This window comes from Pseudomonas sp. WP18, from assembly GCF_036689585.1.
In the GTDB taxonomy this organism is placed as follows: domain Bacteria; phylum Pseudomonadota; class Gammaproteobacteria; order Pseudomonadales; family Pseudomonadaceae; genus Aquipseudomonas; species Aquipseudomonas chlororaphis_E.
The window spans coordinates 2,612,784-2,631,039 of the sequence record NZ_CP144758.1 but is presented as its reverse complement, the minus strand read 5'-3'; the positions used below and the strand labels follow the sequence as shown (position 1 = coordinate 2,631,039).

Annotated in this window: 15 protein-coding genes; 11 read left to right on the top strand and 4 right to left on the bottom strand. The window is 61.7% G+C overall.

What is annotated here, in order from left to right:
• Positions 1-20: 20 nt before the first annotated feature.
• Both V5F23_RS11725 and V5F23_RS11720 read right to left on the bottom strand, forming a co-directional pair.
• Positions 21-1,337, bottom strand: a complete 1,317-nt coding sequence (locus V5F23_RS11725; RefSeq protein WP_338498478.1) for an APC family permease — start codon at positions 1,335-1,337, stop codon at positions 21-23.
• 435 nt (positions 1,338-1,772) lie between these two features.
• Positions 1,773-2,744, bottom strand: a complete 972-nt coding sequence (locus V5F23_RS11720) for a threonine dehydratase (RefSeq protein WP_338498476.1) — start codon at positions 2,742-2,744, stop codon at positions 1,773-1,775.
• Positions 2,745-2,838: 94 nt separating this feature from the next.
• Between V5F23_RS11720 and V5F23_RS11715 the strand changes: the two genes are divergently transcribed.
• Positions 2,839-3,654, top strand: a complete 816-nt coding sequence (locus V5F23_RS11715) for an AraC family transcriptional regulator (RefSeq protein ID WP_338498474.1) — start codon at positions 2,839-2,841, stop codon at positions 3,652-3,654.
• Here the strand turns inward: V5F23_RS11715 and V5F23_RS11710 are convergent.
• The gene (locus V5F23_RS11710; protein WP_338498473.1) at positions 3,631-5,085 is read right to left on the bottom strand and encodes an amidase family protein; all 1,455 of its coding nucleotides are present in this window, start codon (positions 5,083-5,085) and stop codon (positions 3,631-3,633) included. The genes V5F23_RS11715 and V5F23_RS11710 overlap by 24 nt on opposite strands.
• A gap of 106 nt (positions 5,086-5,191) precedes the next feature.
• Between V5F23_RS11710 and V5F23_RS11705 the strand changes: the two genes are divergently transcribed.
• Entirely contained in the window at positions 5,192-5,764 is a 573-nt protein-coding gene (locus V5F23_RS11705) for a TetR/AcrR family transcriptional regulator (protein ID WP_042732857.1), read from the top strand.
• A 4-nt stretch (positions 5,765-5,768) separates the two neighbouring features.
• Here the strand turns inward: V5F23_RS11705 and V5F23_RS11700 are convergent, their stop codons facing one another.
• Positions 5,769-6,365, bottom strand: a complete 597-nt coding sequence (locus V5F23_RS11700) for a TetR/AcrR family transcriptional regulator (RefSeq protein ID WP_047735477.1) — start codon at positions 6,363-6,365, stop codon at positions 5,769-5,771.
• A gap of 492 nt (positions 6,366-6,857) precedes the next feature.
• Here V5F23_RS11700 and V5F23_RS11695 point away from each other — a divergent pair, with 492 nt between their 5' ends.
• From V5F23_RS11695 to napE, 9 genes are all read left to right on the top strand, one after another.
• Positions 6,858-7,871: an SDR family oxidoreductase gene (locus tag V5F23_RS11695; RefSeq protein ID WP_047735478.1), complete on the top strand. Its 1,014-nt coding sequence runs from the start codon at positions 6,858-6,860 to the stop codon at positions 7,869-7,871.
• Between the two features lie 80 nt (positions 7,872-7,951).
• Positions 7,952-9,472 carry a class I adenylate-forming enzyme family protein gene (locus V5F23_RS11690; RefSeq protein WP_338498470.1) on the top strand — a complete coding sequence of 507 codons (1,521 nt, stop codon included), beginning with the start codon at positions 7,952-7,954 and terminating at the stop codon, positions 9,470-9,472.
• Positions 9,462-10,073, top strand: a complete 612-nt coding sequence (locus V5F23_RS11685) for an HAD-IB family hydrolase (RefSeq protein ID WP_042728637.1) — start codon at positions 9,462-9,464, stop codon at positions 10,071-10,073. The genes V5F23_RS11690 and V5F23_RS11685 overlap by 11 nt, the downstream gene beginning before the upstream one ends.
• A 3-nt stretch (positions 10,074-10,076) precedes the next feature.
• Positions 10,077-11,840, top strand: coding sequence for an FAD-dependent monooxygenase (locus tag V5F23_RS11680; protein WP_338498468.1), 1,764 nt, complete (start codon positions 10,077-10,079; stop codon positions 11,838-11,840).
• A 121-nt stretch (positions 11,841-11,961) separates the two neighbouring features.
• Positions 11,962-13,041 (top strand): acyl carrier protein, encoded by a 1,080-nt coding sequence (locus V5F23_RS11675; RefSeq protein ID WP_053145014.1) that lies wholly within the window; start codon positions 11,962-11,964, stop codon positions 13,039-13,041.
• Positions 13,042-13,119: 78 nt separating this feature from the next.
• On the top strand, positions 13,120-16,536 hold the full coding sequence (locus tag V5F23_RS11670) for a beta-ketoacyl synthase N-terminal-like domain-containing protein (protein ID WP_123578055.1): 3,417 nt from the start codon (positions 13,120-13,122) through the stop codon (positions 16,534-16,536).
• A gap of 56 nt (positions 16,537-16,592) precedes the next feature.
• Positions 16,593-17,066, top strand: a complete 474-nt coding sequence (locus V5F23_RS11665) for an SRPBCC family protein (RefSeq protein ID WP_123578149.1) — start codon at positions 16,593-16,595, stop codon at positions 17,064-17,066.
• Between the two features lie 75 nt (positions 17,067-17,141).
• Positions 17,142-17,840, top strand: coding sequence for an outer membrane beta-barrel protein (locus V5F23_RS11660; RefSeq protein WP_042728642.1), 699 nt, complete (start codon positions 17,142-17,144; stop codon positions 17,838-17,840).
• Between the two features lie 247 nt (positions 17,841-18,087).
• Positions 18,088-18,255 (top strand): periplasmic nitrate reductase, NapE protein, encoded by a 168-nt coding sequence (gene napE / locus V5F23_RS11655; RefSeq protein ID WP_042728643.1) that lies wholly within the window; start codon positions 18,088-18,090, stop codon positions 18,253-18,255.
• Position 18,256 lies beyond the last annotated feature (1 nt).

Here is an 18,256-nt window from a genome sequence, read left to right as displayed (position 1 = left end):
ATCGGTTTGCAACCAAACACCTAGCCGGGTTTTACGGCCACAGGCATTGCCATTCGCGTGCACAGATACAGCAGACCTCCCACACCGACCAGGGCGCCGCCGCGCAACCAGGTTTCCAGGCTTTGCTGGCTGAGCAAGACCAGGCACGAGACGATCGCAAGGAGGGGCACCCAAGTGGGCACCCGAAAATGCGCTTGCGCCACCGGATCGCGGCGCAGCACCAACACCGCCAGGTTGGTGCTGAGGAAAACAAAAAGCAGCAAGAGCACGACGGTCTCGGCCAATGTGGCGAGAGAGCCTGTCAGCGTCAACGCGATGGAGACCAGGGTGGTGGCAATGATCGCGACCCACGGTGTGCGCCTTTTGTGCAGGACTCGCGCCAAGCCCCCCGGCAGTAAGCCCTGGCAGGCCATCCCATAGGCCAGTCGGCTGGCCATGATCATGGTCAGCAGCGCGCCATTGGCCACGGCGACCAGGGCGATGAAGGCAAAGACCCGCGGCGAAACGCTCAACCCCGAGGCGCGGACGACTTCCAGCAAAGGCGCCGAAGTAGCGACCAATTCTTCCATGGGCAGCACCGAGGCAGCCGCGACGCCCACGGCCATGTAAACCACGCCGGCGGTGAGCAACGCGGCAAACAAAGCGCGCGGATAGACCTTACGCACGTCGCGTATTTCTTCGGCGAGATTGGCCGAGGTTTCGAATCCGACGAACGAATAAAACGCCAGTAATGCCGCGCTCAACACCGCCAGCCATGGGCTGACGCCCGGTTTGAATTGCAGCGCACTGTGCAGATGGGCATCGCCGGAACGGAAAAACCAGGCCGCGGCGACGATGACCAGTATCAGGCCCGACAGCTCGATGAGGGTCATGACCAGGTTTGCCCCCAGGGACTCCTTGATTCCCCGGGCATTCAACAAGGCGATCATCACCAGGAACACCAGGGCAGCGATGTGGGGCGGGACGTGAATGAAGGTCGCCAGGTAATCGCCCGCGAACGCCAACGAAAGGCCGGCTGCACTGGTCACCGCCGCGGCCAGCATGCAAAAGCCGACCAGAAAGGAAAGAAACGGCGAGCGGAACGCCTTTTCGGCGAACACCGACGCCGCGCCGGCCTGCGGGTACTTCGTAACCAGTTCCGCATACGAGCCGGCAGTGAGCATGGCGAAGAACAGCGCCACCAATAAAGGCACCCAGATCGCTCCCCCCACCTGTCCAGCGATGGTCCCGGCCAGCGCGTAGACACCGGCACCCAGCACATCGCCAAGGATGAAGAGAAACAACAAAGGTCCGGTCACGGCTCGCCGCAATGGGGTTCTGGAGGGTTTGGAGGTCACATTCACTCTCGGCTCTGGCGATCGTTCGAAGCCTGCTGGCATGCGCCAGGCGGCTGCATCGTGGTGCTTAAGCAATGGAAATATCGGCCAGGGGAAAGTTCAGAAATGTTCCGGGGATGGCGCTTGAAACCAGGCTGAAAGCCTTTTCGCGAGCAAGCCCGCTCCCACACAGGGAATCCGTGGTCGACACACATCTTGTGCCCACCCAATAACGCTGTGGGAGCGGGCTTGCCCGCGAAGGCGGTGGGTCAGCCAACCTCTTCATCAACTGATTCACTGCATTCGCGAGCAAGCCCGCTCCCACACAGGGGATCTGTGGCCGACACACATCTTGTGCCCACCCAATAACGCTGTGGGAGCGGGCTTGCCCGCGAAGGCGGTGGGTCAGTCGACTTCATTGGCACTGACAGAGCGCATACGCGAAGATGTTCACCGTTAACTTTGAGCCTGCTCCCCCAGAACCCTCGCATACACTGGCCGGTCAACGTTGCCGCCCGACAGAATCACCCCCACACGTTTCCCCGCCATCGCGTCACGCTCCTGCATGAGCGCCGCCAACGCCGCGGCGCCGGCACCTTCGGCGAGGTTGTGTGTGTCGGTGTAGTAGACCCGCATGGCCTCGGCAATTTCACGATCGTCGACCGCCACGATCCGTGCCGCCGCGGCCCCATAGAGGGCGAACGCCTCGGGTATGGGCTTGCGCACGGCGAGGCCGTCGGCGAAGGTGTTCGCCGAAGGGGTCTCGCACAGGGTCCCGGTCTCGAACGACTGCTTCGCCGCCGCAGCCTCAGTGGACACCACACCGACCACTTCGGTGTTCAAGCCCAAGGCATCACGGGCGGCGATGACGGCGCAGATCCCCGACCCGCAGCCGATCGGCACGTAGACCGTGTCCAGGTCCGGCACCGCCTTGAACAACTCCCACCCATAGGTCGCCACGCCCTTGACCAGCTCGGCGTGAAACGGTGGCACCAGAAACAAGCCCTGCCGCTGCGCCAAGCGTGCGGCCTCCTCGCGGGCCTCATCGAAATCGCGACCGAACTCCACCACCTCGCCACCAAAGCCGCGCATGGCTTGGTTCTTCTCCAGCGAATTGCCCTGTGGCACGACGATCAACGCCCGCAAGCCCAACGCTGTTGCCGCCAATGCCAGGCTCTGACCATGATTGCCACGGGTCGCCGTGACCACGCCCTTCACCTCGGGGTGCTCGCGCCTGAGCCAGTGCATGAACGTCAGACCACCGCGGACCTTGAATGCCCCGGTGGGCGTGTGGTTCTCGTGCTTGACCCACACCGTGCAACCCAGCCGTTCAGCCAGCAAGGGCCAAGCATACTGGGCCGTGGCCGGCATGGTTGGGTATATGTTGCGCGCCGCTTGTTCGATATCGTCGAGCGTCAGTTTGTGCATAGGGTCGCCTCCAGGTTTTGCCCAGTCTAGTCATGGGCGCCACCGGCGGGCTTCCAGAAAACTGACCTGACTTTCAGCCCTTTTCTTCACTACTATGTCGCTCATGAACCGCCGCAACCGCCTGCCGCCGCCCCAACCCGAACCGATCAGGCGTATCGAGGCAGGCCCCTGGGCGATTGAATTGCTGCCGGGCTGCGCCTACGCGACCCGCTATGTCGCAACCCAAGCCTCGATCGGCTTCGCCTTCGACAGCCAGTGCGGCCTGCACGCCATCGGCAGCGACTGGGTGCATCCGTTCGAGGCCATGCCCAACGGCCTGGCCTTCGTCCCAGTGGGGTGTGATGTGTTCTCCGAATCGCCCCAGGGCGGTGAATACCTGCGCATCCAGCGCACCGACGGCGTTGCGCTGGAGGGTGAGCGGGCCTTCAACAATCGCATCGACCCGCCGGCCATTGCCCTCGCCCACCGCATGCGCAACGCGCTGTTGCAGGCATCGGCGCAGGACGACTGGGAATCCTGGGCGTTGGGGCTGGCTGAACGGGTGACGGGCCACGAACGGTTGCCGGCGCCCCCTCCCGGCTCGATCACCGGCCGACGCATGCGCCTGCTCGACGAGTTCATTGACGCAGGGCTCGCCGGCCCACTCGGCGTACCGGCGATGGCAGCGCTGCTGGGGTTGTCCGAAGGCTATTTCATCCGGGCATTCAAGCTCGCGACGGGAAAAAGCCCCCACAGCTACCTGATCGACCGACGCCTGGCCAAGGCCCGGACCTTGATGTGCGACACAAGCGCCAGGCTGACCGAGATCGCCCTCGCCTGCGGCTTCAATTCCCAGGCGCACATGACGACGCTCTTCAGGCAGCGCCTGGGCGTCAGCCCGGCACAGCTACGCGGGCACGCCAGAAGTTGACGAGGCAACCCAGGCCCCGGGTGTGCGACCCGCCCAGGGCAACGCTCGTTCCAACTGCGCTGCCAGGCGCAGCAACGGGGCCTCACGACCGAACCCCGCGCTAAACTGCAAGCCGATCGGCAGGCCGCTGTGCCGATCGACCGCCAGCGGCATGGACATCGAGGGCGAACCGGTCACATTCGCCAAGGCGGTAAAGGGCGAATGGCTGAAGACTCGATCCATCCAGCCCCGCCCGTCCAGCAGCGCCTGGCCTTCGTTGTAGTGACCTATCAACGGGGGCAGCGCTGGTAGGGTCGGGTTCAGCAGGATGTCGTACTGGCTAAAGAAGTGCCCCATGTGACGGGTCACGAGGTTGCGCAGGTGCATGGCCTCGATCAGATCCAGGGCGGTGAGTTGGCTGCCCAGCCGGTGCAACGCCAGCGTGGACGGCTCCAGTGTGCTGGCATCGACCGGACGCCCGGTGGCCGCCGCGAGGGCGTTGACCCAGGCGGCGGTATTGGCGGACCAGAAGCGCGCGTTCAGTTCCACGAACCCTTCCCAACCCAGGCCGATGTCGAGATCGACTTCCTCGACACGGTGCCCCATGCCCTCCAGTTGCACCGCCACCTCCCGCGTGGCCTGGGCGACCGGCTCGACGCAACGGGTTCCGTTGAGTGGGTGCAGCAACAAGCCGATGCGCAGCGCCCCCGGTTCGCGCGTCGTTTGTGAAAGCCAGGAATGCGCTGGCCGAGCGATCTCGAACGGATCCCCCACGGCCGCCCCTTCCATGGCATCCAGCAAGGCGGCGCTGTCGCGCACGGTTCGACTGACAACACCATGGACGGCAAGCCCGGCCCATACCTCGTCCACTGCCGGGCCCATGGAGATTCGGCCTCGGCTGGGCTTGAGTCCGAACAACCCGGTGGCGGCGGCCGGAACGCGAATCGAGCCACCGCCATCGGTGGCATGGGCAGCGGGCACCATGCCGGCGGCAACGGCAGCGGCCGAACCCCCACTGGAGCCTCCGGCGCTGCGGCTCAAATCCCAAGGGTTGCGGGTTGGGCCCGAATACGCGGCTTCGGTGGTGGTGCTGGCCGCCAACTCCGGCGTGCTGGTGCGGCCCAGGGTCACCAGGCCGGCCTGGCGCAGGCGAATCATCAGGTTGGAGTCTTCAGCGGCGACGCATCCGGCGGCCAGGCGACTGCCCAACTCGTTCAGGCGACCTTGGGCGGTCAGGCCCAAGTCCTTTACCAAGAACGGCACGCCCTTGAACGGGCCTGCGGTGGCCAGGGGTTCATCCTTCCACACCTCGACCACCGCGTTGATCCTGGGGTTGAGCTGTTCGATGGCGCCCAATGCCGCCTCTCTTACCTCGGTCTGGGTGACTTGGCCGTTGGCAATCAGATCGGCCAGGCCAAGGGCGTCATATCCTGCATATTCAGAGGGTTTCATCACATTCTTCCTGGTAAAGACGCTATGATTTGTACTTACCAGTATCGAGCGATACTGTTCGGTATAGTTAGATACCAAACAGTATCGCTGTCAAGCGGAGAACGCCATGCGCCCCGAACGAGTTCCACAACTAGCGCCCCGGGAACGGATCCTGGATGCCGCCGAAGCTCTGTTCTTCACCGAAGGGATCAGTCGGGTAACGGTGGATGCCATCGCGGCCAAGGCCAAATCGACCAAGATGACGGTCTACCGGCATTTCGAGTCGAAAGACGCGCTGGTGCTGGCGTGGATTCGCTTGCTCGTCGACCAGTACGCCGAGGTCTTCGAAGGGTTGGCGGCGCGGCACGCCGACGATCCCAAGGCGCAGATCCTCGGTTTCGCCGAATTCATCGCGCAGGATCTGTCCACGGCGTCTTACCGGGGCTGCCCCTTCACCCACTCGCTGGCGGAGCTCCCGGACCCGCAAAACCCTGCCCGCCAGCTCATCGAGGCGCACAAGAAGCGCCAGTTCCAGCGCCTGGTCGCCCTGTGTGAAGAAGCCGGTCTAGCTGAACCGAATGAAACGGCCATGGCGCTCACCTACCTGATGGAGGGCGCGCAAGTTGTCTCGCAGAACAAAAGTGTCGAGCAGGTCGGTGAAAACCTGATCCGGATGATCCGGAAGATACTCGGCGAATGAGCGCCTAGAGCGGTTCGGCTGTTTGAATCAGCGAATTCAACACCAACTTGATTTCCGCTGCCGGATCTTTATGCCCTTGCAATATCAAACCTTCCGACAAGGCAGTGAAGGTCTTTGCAAGCGTGGCATTTTCCATCGGCGGTTTCTTGCCCGCATGATTGAAGATGATGGTAATCAGCTTGCCCAAGGCAATGCTGTTTTCTTCATGCAGGTCATTGTAGAGCGGTGAAAACTCGGCATCGCGCAATGCAATCAATTGCAACTCGACGTCAAGGATCGCGCAATTGGCGTTATCTTTCAGGGTGTCGATGTAGGCATTCAGGCCCTGCGTCAACTGCTCGGACGAATAGCCGGCCGCCAGGGTCGAGCCCAACCGATCGATTTCCACCCGCTTGAACCGCTGCGCCAATTGCAACAACAGGTCGGCCTTACTTGAAAAGTTGGAGAAAAATGCCCCTTTCGAATAACCAGCCTCCTCGGAAATGGTGTTCACGCTGGCCGCGTGAAAGCCTTTCTTGATCATCAGATCAATGGCCGTATCGAATAATCTGTCTCTGGTTACTTGCTGGCTTTCCTCTCGACCTAGTCTCTTTTTAATCACGCCCTCGGCTCCTTTAGCCAACGAAAATATCTATTTGTAACTGAATGCAAGCATTGGCTCCTGCCGGCAAAAAAACCCGTGACGGCCATCATATCTTATACACGCTCGTATTAATCACCCGCATCTAAACTTTTAAGCAGGTGCCATGTAATCGCCATGTATTGGGGCAGCCGAAGACGAATGCAAGATGAGTCGCCGGCAGCGACTTACTGTGCCATTAGAACAGCGTCGCCTGGCCTCGACGCCCATTGGAGAATGCCCCGCGATCACGTGCGGCCACCGATGGAACCTTGGGTAAAGCCCGGTTTTTCTCAGCCCCGCGGGCGCTTTTGCGGTGGACCACAAAAGCTTCACATAAATACCGCTTGATTTTCAGATACCGAATGGTTTTTACTTGCGCCGTTGGTGAAGCCCAACGCCTGGTCCGCGCATCGCGTCAGCGACAGCCATCCCGATGCAACGCCAGGGTCACCCCAAAGGAGCTGGATCTTAATGGAATATGCCTTCGTTACAGGCGCTACGGGCCTGCTTGGGAACAACGTCGTCCATGCGCTGCTACAGCGCAAAATCAAGGTGAAAGCGCTGGTTCGCTCCCTTGAAAAGGGGCGCAAGCAGTTCGGCGACCTGCCCGTTGAACTGGTGGAAGGCGACATGCTCGATGTCGACGCTTTCAGCCATGCCCTGCAAGGTTGCGACGCCCTGTTCCATACGGCCGCCTATTTCCGCGACAGCTACAAAGGCGGAAAGCACTGGCAAAAACTCTACGACACCAACGTCACCGGCACCGAACGTCTGCTGCAAGTCGCTTATGCCGCCGGCATCCGTCGTGCCGTGCATACCTCTTCCATTGCCGTGCTCAAGGGCAACCGGGATCAAGTCATCGACGAAACCATGTCTCGCAGTGAGCAGGAAGCGGACGATTACTACTTGAGCAAGATATTGTCCGAGCAGAAGGTCCAAGCGTTTCTAATGCAGCACCCCGACATGTTCATCGCCATGGTATTGCCGGGCTGGATGTTTGGTCCCGGTGATATTGGCCCGACCTCCTCGGGACAGTTCCTGCTCGATTTTGTAGGACAAAAACTCCCTGGTGTTCTTCCTGGAAGTTTTTCCGTGGTCGACGCCCGTGACGTGGCTGAGCATCAGATCGCAGCCATCACCCGCGGTCGTTCCGGCGAACGTTATCTGGCCGCCGGCAACCACATGGACATGAAGAGTATTTTCCAGGCGCTCGCCAGTGTCAGTGGAATCAAGGCACCGGAACGCAAAGTACCTTTGCTCATGTTGCGCATCATCGCCCTGGTCTACGAAGGTTATTACCGTCTTACCAAGAAACCGGTGTTGATCAGCACTTCCACGGTCAAACTCATGGAACAAGAGCAAGGCCGCACACACTTCAGCCATCAAAAGAGTTCAAGGGAGCTGGACTGCAAGTTCCGCCCTGTCAGTGAAACCCTGACCGATACGCTGAACTGGTATCGAAACAATAACTACCTAGATGCTTGATTGACATAAAACAACTATAGCCTGCCTCTGTAGCACTTTTCAGACACGCCATACATCCAAGGATTGAAAGAGGTTGGTATATGAAAAGCCTTTCCAGTAAAGAAGGTTTTCTGCATCGTTTTGTCGGTTTTTCGGAATCTTTCCCCGATCAGATAGCCATCAAGTATCTGGACGCGGAAGAACAGACCGTCACTTACCGTCAATTGCGAAACATGGCACAGGGCTGTAATGGTGTGCTTAAAGCGCTCGATGTTGTCCCCGGCGATAACGTTGCGTTAGTGCTGCCCAATAGCGTGGCGTTCATCGCTTATTACCTGGCGATCATCGGTCGCGGCGCGGTGCCGGTCATCCTCAACCACAAGCTGACGCCGTTCGAGATGTCCAACGTCATCGGCCTGGCCGGGCCAACGCTGGTGGTCACGACTGCCGCGCTGGCGGTGCAGCACAGCGAGCTGTTCCACCCGGACTCCGGCATCCGCCATACCTTGGTGCTGGAGGTGGGGGACGAGCCGGCGGCGGCGCTGCCAGCCCATGCGACTGCCGTCGCTCAGGTGCCGCACGAGGCCGAACCCCTGATGTTGCCCGAGGACAACCCGGTGGTCTCGGTGCAGTTCACTTATCGGGGCCTGGGCAAGCCCCTGGCCGTGGCCCACCGCTATCTCGACCTGACGCAATCGAGCGACGGGCTGCACGAGCAATTCCATCTGCAAGGCGTCGGGTCGGTCCATCTGGTGACGCTGCCGCTCTACGCCATTTTCGGGTTGTCCGTGATGATGGTGTTTCCGTTGAGCATCGGCGCCACCCTGCTGATGACCAACACGCTGCTTAACCGCGACCTGGCTGAAGTCCTGTCCGAACATCAGGTCAGCTTCGCCTGCCTGGTGCCCGACGTCATCCGCTACTTCAACACGCGCCTGGCCAAGCGCAAGGGCGCGCTGTTGCCGATGCACCCGAAATTGATGGTCTATTCCGGCGGCAGCCACCTGCCGGCCGACGAAGCCGAGAAGCTGGGCAAGTTGCTCGGCTGCAACGCAGTGCTGCAAGGCTATGGCTTGACCGAAAGCATGCCGGTGATCGTCCAGAGCTCGATTGGCCAAGTCCACCGCGGTGCCATGGGACGCGCGATCAGCGGTGTGGACCTGCGAGTCGTCGACGCCGAGGGCCGTGACGTTGCCCGCGGACGCATCGGGGAACTGCTGATCCGCGGTTCGATGGTGATCGACGGTTACCTGGATGCCGATGACGCCAACGCCCGGTTCTGGCGTGATGGCTGGTTCCACACCGGAGACCTGGTGTGGCAGAACGAAGACGGCCATGTGTTCTTTTATTGCCAGCGCCTGCGGATCTCGAAGATCAAGGCGCAAATGGTCGACCTGACGGAAATCGAATCCATCGCCCTGAAACACCCTGGCGTAACGCGCGCCAAGGCCTACATCGTCCCGGACAACAAGGAAGTGAACGTCTTGCATCTGTGCGTGGAAGGCAGTGCCGACCTGACCCAGAACGCGATCGCCACCATGCTTTCGCGCTACCTGTCGGGCTTCAAGCTGCCCAGGACCATCGAAATCATCGCGCTCAAGGAAGTGGCTCATGCAAGCTGACAACACCCAACCGGTACTGGCCGTCTTCGATTTCGACGGCACGTTGACCGACCGGCACACGTTCTGGCGCTACATGCGCTACATCGCCGGCACCCGGTCGTTCTGGCTCAGGATCATTCCCCTGTTGCCGAAAATGCTCAGCGTGGTCGTCGGGATCACCCCATTGATGCAAGCCCGGCTGGCCTTCATCGCCTGTTATCTGGGCGGCCTGTCCGTGGACGATGAGCGCGAGCACGCCAAGTACTTCATCACCGAACTGTTGCCACTGTGGCTGCGCCCCGAGGCCCTGCGCCGGTTGCAATGGCACCAGTCCATGGGCCACGTCACCGCGCTGGTCAGTAACTCGCCCGAGAATTACCTGATCCCCTGGGGCCAGGCGGTGGGTTTCGACTACGTCTGCGGCACTCGCCTGGCCACAGCGAAAAACAAACTGACGGGCGGCATTTGCGGCACCAATTGCGTTGAGAGAGAGAAAGTCACACGGCTCAAGGGCTGCTTGAGCAACCTCGATGACTTCTACATTTATGCCTACGGCGACTCATCTGGCGACGATGCCCTGCTCGGCATCGCTCACTCTCCCTTCTACAGAAATTGGTACTGACCGATGAACACTCTGAGCACGTTGGCCCCCACGTATTTCAAGCGCCCTGGCAGCGCCCCCACCGTCATGATCGCAGGCGCCGGCCCGATTGGCCTGTCTCTGGCGATCATGCTGAAAAAGTGGGGGGTTGGCTTTCGCATCATCGAAAAGAACGCCGGCCCTTCCACCGCGACCAAGGCCATGGCGATCCATTCGCGCACCCTGGAAATCTTCCGCGACCTGGGCATCGCCGATCAAGCCGTCAGGGATGGGTTCACCATCAACCAGTTTTCGGTGCAGTCGAACGCCAAGCGGGTGTTGAACTACAACTTCTCCTACCTGGATGCGACGTACCCGTTGCTGCTGAGCCTGCCGCAGCCGCAGACCGAGAAACTGCTGCTGGAGCGGCTCAATGAACTGGGCGCGCAGGTCGAGTGGAACACCGAGCTGGTGGACCTGCAAAACCAGCCCGACGCCGTGAACATGACCCTGCGGCACGCCGACGGCCACGAAGAAACGCTGACCACCCGCTGGGTGGCCGCCTGCGACGGCGCGCGCAGCAACATCCGCAAACGCCTGGACATGACGTTCGAAGGTTCGTCCTACGACCGCTTCTTCATGCTGGCCGACGCCGACATCGAGTGGTCCGGCAGCAAGGACGAAGGCGCCTTCTTCCTCGGCGCGCAGGACGGTTACGTGGCGGTCGCGCCGATCAGCGCCCAATCCCGCTATCGCCTGTTCATCGAGATGCCTTACAACCTGCCGCCGGAAGGCGAGCGCCCTTCCCTGAGCCTGGAAAACTTCCAGCGGTTGTGCGAAGGACGCGGGCAGAAGATGACGCTGTCCAACATCTCGTCGACCACTATCGCCTCGTTCCAGCATCGCCGCGTGCAGACCATGCAGCAGGGTTCGGTATTCCTGGTGGGCGACTCCGCGCACATCGGCAGCCCGATCGGCGGGCAATGGATGAACCTGGGGGTTTCCGAGGCCTACAACCTGGCGTGGAAGATGGCCTACGTCGAGCAGGGCCTGGCGGAGCCCTCCCTGCTCGACAGCTATAACGACGAGCGCTACCCGGTCGCCCTCGAAGTCGAGAACACCGCCCACCGCCTGACCGGCCTGATCACCGTCCGCCAACGCGCCCTGGTCTGGCTGCGGGACAATGTCCTGCCGCTGTTGAGCAACCGCAAGAAGGTCCAGCGCAAGCTGCCGTCGATGATTTCCGGTCACCAATACCACTACGCTAAAAGCGATTACATCCAGGAGTCGCTGACGAAAAAACAGCGCAAGAACTGGTACCGCAAAGGCCAGAAGCCCGAGTTCCAGAGCGCGGCGCCGCGCGCGGGGCAATTGGCGCCGGATGTCGAGCTGTGGCAACTGCAAGGGCTGCCGGCAAAACGCTTGATCGACCTGTTCCACGGCACTTTCACGCTGCTGGTGTTCACCGGGGCCGATCAGTTTTCACCGCTGCTGCCGGGCTATTACACCCTGGCCCAGACCGTGGAAAAAGACTACCCGGGCATCAAGGCCTATTGCGTGATCGACGCCCTCAGCAGCGCCGGATTGCCCGCCTGGCATTCGACGTTGCTCGACCCTGACTGGCGGCTGCACAAGCGCTACCACGCCAGCGAGGGCACGCTGATGCTGATTCGTCCTGATGGCTACATTGCCTTCCAGGGCGCCGACGCCATGACCCTGGTGGCGTATCTGAACCTGAGGTCCGGGTTACTCAAGGGTGCCACAAGAACAACACCGTCCGAGGTTGACGCAGTAGAACTCCAACTTTAAGTCGCCCTGTCGACTACTGCCCGTTTGATGGGTGGATTCACCCAAGGCCCGGCCCTGGGCCATGACTTTTTGATTTTTCTTATTGACAGAAACGTCTACCGACTTCGGTTAGGAGAACCTCATGCGCTTGCAACTTAACGATGTTGTGCAGGAATTCATCGTGTCCAATGGAAAAATAGCCCACAGCTATTTTTCCCTTTCGGAAAAGATCATCGATTCACTGTGCGAATCCAATGTCGCCAAGGAATCGATCCTGATGCGCCTGCTGGAGCAGGCCGAGTCCGTCACCGCGCATTACTTCAGCGCGCACAAGCAAGTCATCGAAGGGGTCTATGCCCAAGGCATCGATGCCCCGGTGAACAAGCCGGTTGCGGTGCTCGAAACGGTCCACGCCACGGCGCCGATCTTGGCCGCGGCGCCCGTCGTCGAAGCACCTGCGGCACTCGACTACGCCCAATGGTTGCGCGCCGAGATCGCCTCGGCCACCGGCTTCAAGCAGGAGCAGATCGACTTCGATCAAAGTTTCGAGAGCCTGGGCATCGACTCCCTGGGGCTGGTGGACATCTTCGAATCCCTCGCCCAGCACTTCCCGGAAAAGCAGGCGCAAACCTCGCAGCTGTTCGATGCGCCCACCCCGACGGCCCTGCTGGCTCGCCTTGAAGCCGACCCACAAGCGCCCGCGGTGGATGTGCAAGCCTGGGTACTGGCGCAACTGGCGACCATCACCGGTTTTTCGGCCGAGCAGATCGACCTGAACCAAACCTACGAAGGCCTGGGCCTCGACTCGCTGGTGCAACTGGACTTCCTCGAATCCGTGGTCGCCACGTGGCCACAGCTCAAGGCCAACAGCTCCGAGTTGGCCAACGCCAAGTACCCGCAGGCGACCATCGCCCTGATCGATGCCGCCCTTGCCGGCCCAGGGCCCGAGGCCTGCGAACCCGCCCCGGCGGCGGTCACGGCCGAGACGCCGGCGCCGGCCCACAACCTGCTGCTCGACACACTGTCGCCGCTGGTCGCGGACACCGCGCAGTCGATCGATGTCCAGACACCTTTCGCCCAATTGGGCCTCAATGGCTTCAGCCGCGAAACGCTCTGCCAATCCATGGCCCAACACTGCTCGGCCAGTGAGTTTGCCGGCGAAGCGCTGATGTCCCGTCGCACGCCCCAGGACGCCCTGTCACTGCTGGCAAGGCTGGGCTGAAACACGCTGCGCAATACAGGAATGGAATCCGGGTGATCGAGCCGATCACCCAGCATTTTGGCGATCAGGAGACAAGGTATGAGTGGCGCAGTGACCACAGCAGGCGATTTCTGCTTCAGTGCGATGGCCGGTGAATTTCCTGGGGCGTCGTCCATCGACGCGCTCTGGCACCTGCTGTCCCAGGGGCAGATAGCGCCCATCGAATCGATGCCGGCCCGTTGGGAACTGGACAAGGCGTCGATCTATTCGGCAAAACCGGGGGAACGCAATCGCGTCTACCTGGACAGCGCCTTTTGCCTGACCGATGCCCCCGAAACCCCTTCGCGACATGAAGGGCGACAAGTCGCTATCGGCCAGAAAGTCCTCCAGACACTGCTCGGCCAACTCGCCGCTCAAGGTTCGGCCCTGACCTGCGAGCGCACGGCCCTGGTGGTGGCGACGTCTTGGAGCGACGAGAGCTTCTTCGTCAGCGGCATAGCCGCCAAAGCCGCTGCAGAGCAAGGCTATACGCCGGGCGAACAGGTGGCGGAACTCGCCGCGGCGGTTGGCCTGGGCGGCCCGGCGCTGTCAGTCGACACCGCTTGCAGTTCGTTTCCCTACGCCATCGACATGGCCCAGGCGCTGGTCAACAGTGGACAGGCCGACAACGCCATCGTCATGGCACTCAACACGGTATTGCCGCCGGCATTGTTCCTCGGCTTCTCTCAACTGACGGCCTTCTCTGCCCGCGCCCAAATGGAAGCCTTCGGCCAGGATGCCGACGGCATCGTGCCGGGCGAGTGCGCGGTAGCCTTTCTGGTCGAGCCCGTCGCCCAGGCCTTGCTTGCCCAGCGCCAACCGTTGGGGGTCCTGCGGGCCCTGGGATTGTCCGCCGACGGCGCCGAAGGCTCAGTGTTCGCGCCCGGAAAACAGGCGCAGTTCACCGCTTACCAGCGCGCCTACGCGGACCTCGACCCGAGCGACGTCGACTACATCGAAACCCACGGCACCGGCACCCCGCTGGGTGATGCCACCGAGCTGGCTTCGCTGAACAGTTTCTTCGCAGGCCACCGCCCCGACGACCGGAAAATCACCATCGGCTCGATCAAGTCGGTCATTGGCCACCCGCTGGCGGCCGCCGGGGGTCCTTCGCTGGCCAAGGCCTTGATGATCCTGCGCCACAAAGGCATTCCTCCCCAACCTGGCTACCGCCCCAGTGCCAAGGTCGACGAGACGTGCCTGCGGCTTGCCACCGGGCAGGTGCAGCCGCTGGCGGAGCGCTCCTCGGCGATCCGCGTCGGCATTTCCAGCTTCGGCTTTGGCGGGGCCAACGCTCACCTGGTGGTGGATGAGTACGTGCCCGGCCACGCGCTCGCCGCCCCTCGGGTTGCTCCCGGCGTGCTGATGCTGGACCTTGCGATTGTCGAAGCCGAAGCCGCGCTGGGCAGCCACAGTTCCTTGCACGCCTTCCAGCAACAGTTCGACCAGCCGGCGGCCCCTTCGGTGGTGTTCCCCTACGGGCGTTTCGTGGATTACACCGTGACGCCCGAGCAACCGTTGCTGCAGGGGAAATTCCTTGCCCGAGACCAGCTCATCGACATCGACGGTTTCGGCATGGGCCCCAAGCCATTGGCCCATGTCGATCCGTTCAAGTTGTTGATCACCGACCGCGTCAATCACCTGCTGCGCCGCCTGCCAGGTGTCGCCGGCTCGCCCGACACGGCGATGGTCATGTGCTGCAACATGGGCGGCGAGCGTTTCAGCAACGCGTACAGCAGCGCCCATCATTTCTACGGCCATGCCGAAGGGACGCCACCGGGTGTCGAGGTCACGGACGTGGCAACCATGCTGCCGAACATGCTGTCCGGGTACCCGGCGCAGATCTTTGACTTCAGGGGTTTCCATCAGACCCTGGTGGGCACCACGGGCCTGTTCTGGCAAACCCTGCTGGCTTCCCCGCAATGGTTCAACGACGGCATCACCACGCTGCTGCTCGGGGCCGGACGCTTTATCAGCGGCGAGATCGAGGTCGAACGGGCCCAGCGCTCCCCGGTCTTGCAAGGTGAAGGGCTGGGTGTATTTGCCCTGCGCCGTCATCAGGCAGGCGCCCGCGAAAAACCCTTGCTGGTGATTCGCGCGGCCGTGCTGGCCCACGCTGCCCGTTCGCTGGACGAAGCCTGCCGCCTGGCCGGCAAGCCGCGCGATCAATACCCCCATGTCGAGGTCTGCGAACTGCAACCCGATCCAGCGCCTGCACAGGATTCGCTGCGGGACATGACCGGTTTCCTGGCTGAAGCCACGGGCATCGAAACCCTGTTGGCGGTGATGTTGCGCAAGGCGAGCCACACCGTGATCGAGGTGCGCGACGCCGGCAAGACAGTGATGTGGTTGTTCACCGAAAAACTTCGCGAATGGCACCAGGGCGCAGACGCCACGACCGCCCCCATCAAATTGCCGTTCATGCTGCGGTTCGCCCATTCAGCGTCCCACGAACTGCAGCAACTCATCCCACCCGTGCGGCCGGTCAACCTGGTGCGCGAGCCGCAGCACGACGGTGTCGATGTGTTGCAGCTCAGCGACATGCTCACCAGCACGCTGCTGACCGGGCTACGGGTCCGGGTCCGCGCCATGGAAGGCCTCTTCGCCCTGCACCGGGGGGCTGACGCCCAGCGTCCGGCGCTGCGGCCGCGTCGCGAGGAAAATATCGTGATCGCCGACGTCCGGCGAGGTCCGCATGCCTTGCAGGCGCAGCTGGTGGTCAACGAGGCCCACCCTTACTTCTTCGATCACCCGCTGGACCACGTCCCCGGCATCCTGTTGATCGAAGGCGTGCTGCAATTGCTCGAACTCGCCACGCCGCCGGGTGGCCGCGCCGCCTACATCAAACGCCTGAGCATCAAGTTCCAGCAGTACGTGCAAAAAGAAACGCCGATTCAATTGCACCTGGAACAGGGCCAGGATGCGCAGGCGTTCACCGCCAAAGTCATGCAGGGCGGCCAGTTGATGTGCACCTGCGTGCTCGAAATGGCCCACAGCTCGGCGTTCGAGACCTCGCCGGCCGTGGCGTTCACCGCCGCGCCCTGCCGCGACAAGGCGCTGCTGCACAAGGCTCGCGCAGAAAACGTCATCGTCAGTGAGATGAGCGGGATCGCCCAGGGCTTGAGCGTGGACACGGTGGAACTGCCGGACCGGCACTTCTTCCATGAGGGCGATCCGCACCACCATTCGATGGTGTATTTCCTCGAAGTGGCCCGCCAGTGCTACATGCAGATTGCCCACAGTCACCTGCATATCCCGCTCAAGACCCCCATGAACCTGCTGGCTTTGAGCTTCACCCTGGAGCGGCCCATTGCGCGCAACAGTCCGCTGTCGCTGGCGCCACAACCCGGGTTCGATGCGCAGTTGCGGTCGTTCAAGACCAACCGCATCTACATCGACCTGTTCAACCGTGGCGAAAAAATCGGTCAGGCCAGCATCACCGCCCAGGTGCTGAGCCAGTCCGCGCCCGCCGCCTGAGAATGTTGAATGACCGCTTCCCTGAACCTCATCGAGCCCCCAACCAAGGTGACGCCGTGAACGATGTAAACGTGCAAATCGTAGTCAAATCGCCGCCTTCCGAGATCTGGAAGATCTGGAGCGATTTCTCCCAAGCGCCGCTGTGGGACACCGACGTTCGCCACTGCGAACTCGAGGGTCCATTCCAGGCCGGGACGCACGGCAAATGTGTTCTCAAGAACGGGTTGAACATGCCCCTGAAACTGGAGGCCGTGAGCCTGCACGAGAGCTACCGCAACACCGCGAAGCTGCTGTGGATCGACCTTGAGTTCGATCATCGGATGCGCAGGCTTTCATCCGAAGAGACCCATGTCATCCATAGCGCGAGGATCTCCGGTCCATTGAGCTTTCTCTACCGGGGGCTGCTGCGCAAAGCACTGACGGCGGCGATGACCAAGGCGCTGGACAACCTCTGCTCCCTGGCTGAGCAGCGGACGAACGCCTCCCGAAGCCCAGCCGAGAAAATCGCAGCGCACCTGCACCTCGTATGAGTACGCCGGGGGCCGTGCGCCGGTCCCCGGACACGCTTCGTTGACTTTTCAATCACAGAACACTTCGGATCGAGCATGAACCTAAAGCAAACCACTCACTCTTTCGTCATGGGCATCATCGGCCTGGGCCTGATCGCCCCCGCGTCCAGTTTCGCTGACACGCTTGGCCCTTATGTCAGTGCCATGGGTGGCCTGAACTGGGTCGCCGACCAGGACCTCAACCAGAACGACCTCGATTTCGTCGAGATGCAATACAACCAACCGCTGCATTCCGGCTACGCCACCGGGTTGGCGCTGGGCTGGGGCTTGCCGATCGGGCTGCGACCCGAACTGGAACTGAGCTACCGCAAGAACACCCTGACCCAGTTCAATCACCGGGTCTATGAAGGCGGCGGCAGCATCGACGGCGAAGGGAAAGAGGAAGCCAGCAGCCTGATGGCCAACCTCTGGTACGACGTCTCGAACCTGCCAGCGCCGTTGAACCGGGTCACGCCTTACGTCGGCGGCGGCCTGGGCTATGCGGTGTTGACCATCAGCGGCCTGGAAGCCGGTGGCGTCCAGTTCGGCAACAGCCACCGCGACACGGTCCCGGCCTACCAGCTCGGTGCCGGGGTCGGTTTCGAACTCGCCGAGCACTGGTCCATGTCCCTGGACTACCGCTACTTCAAGACGCGTGAAGCCCATTTCGGCGACATCCAGAACCTGCCCCAGGGTGATGTGAAAACCGAGTACAAGGCCCAGTCCCTGATGCTCGGCCTGCGTTACTGGTTGTAAGCCGACACCGAACACCAAAGTCCCCTTGGTGGGCGTGAGCCTGCTCGCGAAGGCGTTGGTTCAGCTGGCTGGTTTGCTGGCTGATCGACCGCTTTCGCGAGCAGGTTTACTCCCACAGTTTTTTGGGCCAGGTATCGAAATTGCGGCCGGCTCCACAGCCTCTTGACCGCTGGTCGGATAATACCGACCCAATAAACCACACAAACATCATGGGCTAGTATCAATCCAGGTCGGCTGGAGATTGCCCATGTCATTGGCTGAAGATCGCAAACCCGAACGCCGCAAGGAAACTCGGCTGTTCCTGTTCCTTGTTGTCTGTCTCTTTCCGTTGTTATCGGTCGCCATCGTCGGCGGCTACGGGTTTCTCGTCTGGTTTTTCCAGATGCTCTACGGCCCGCCCGGTCCGCCTAACTGAC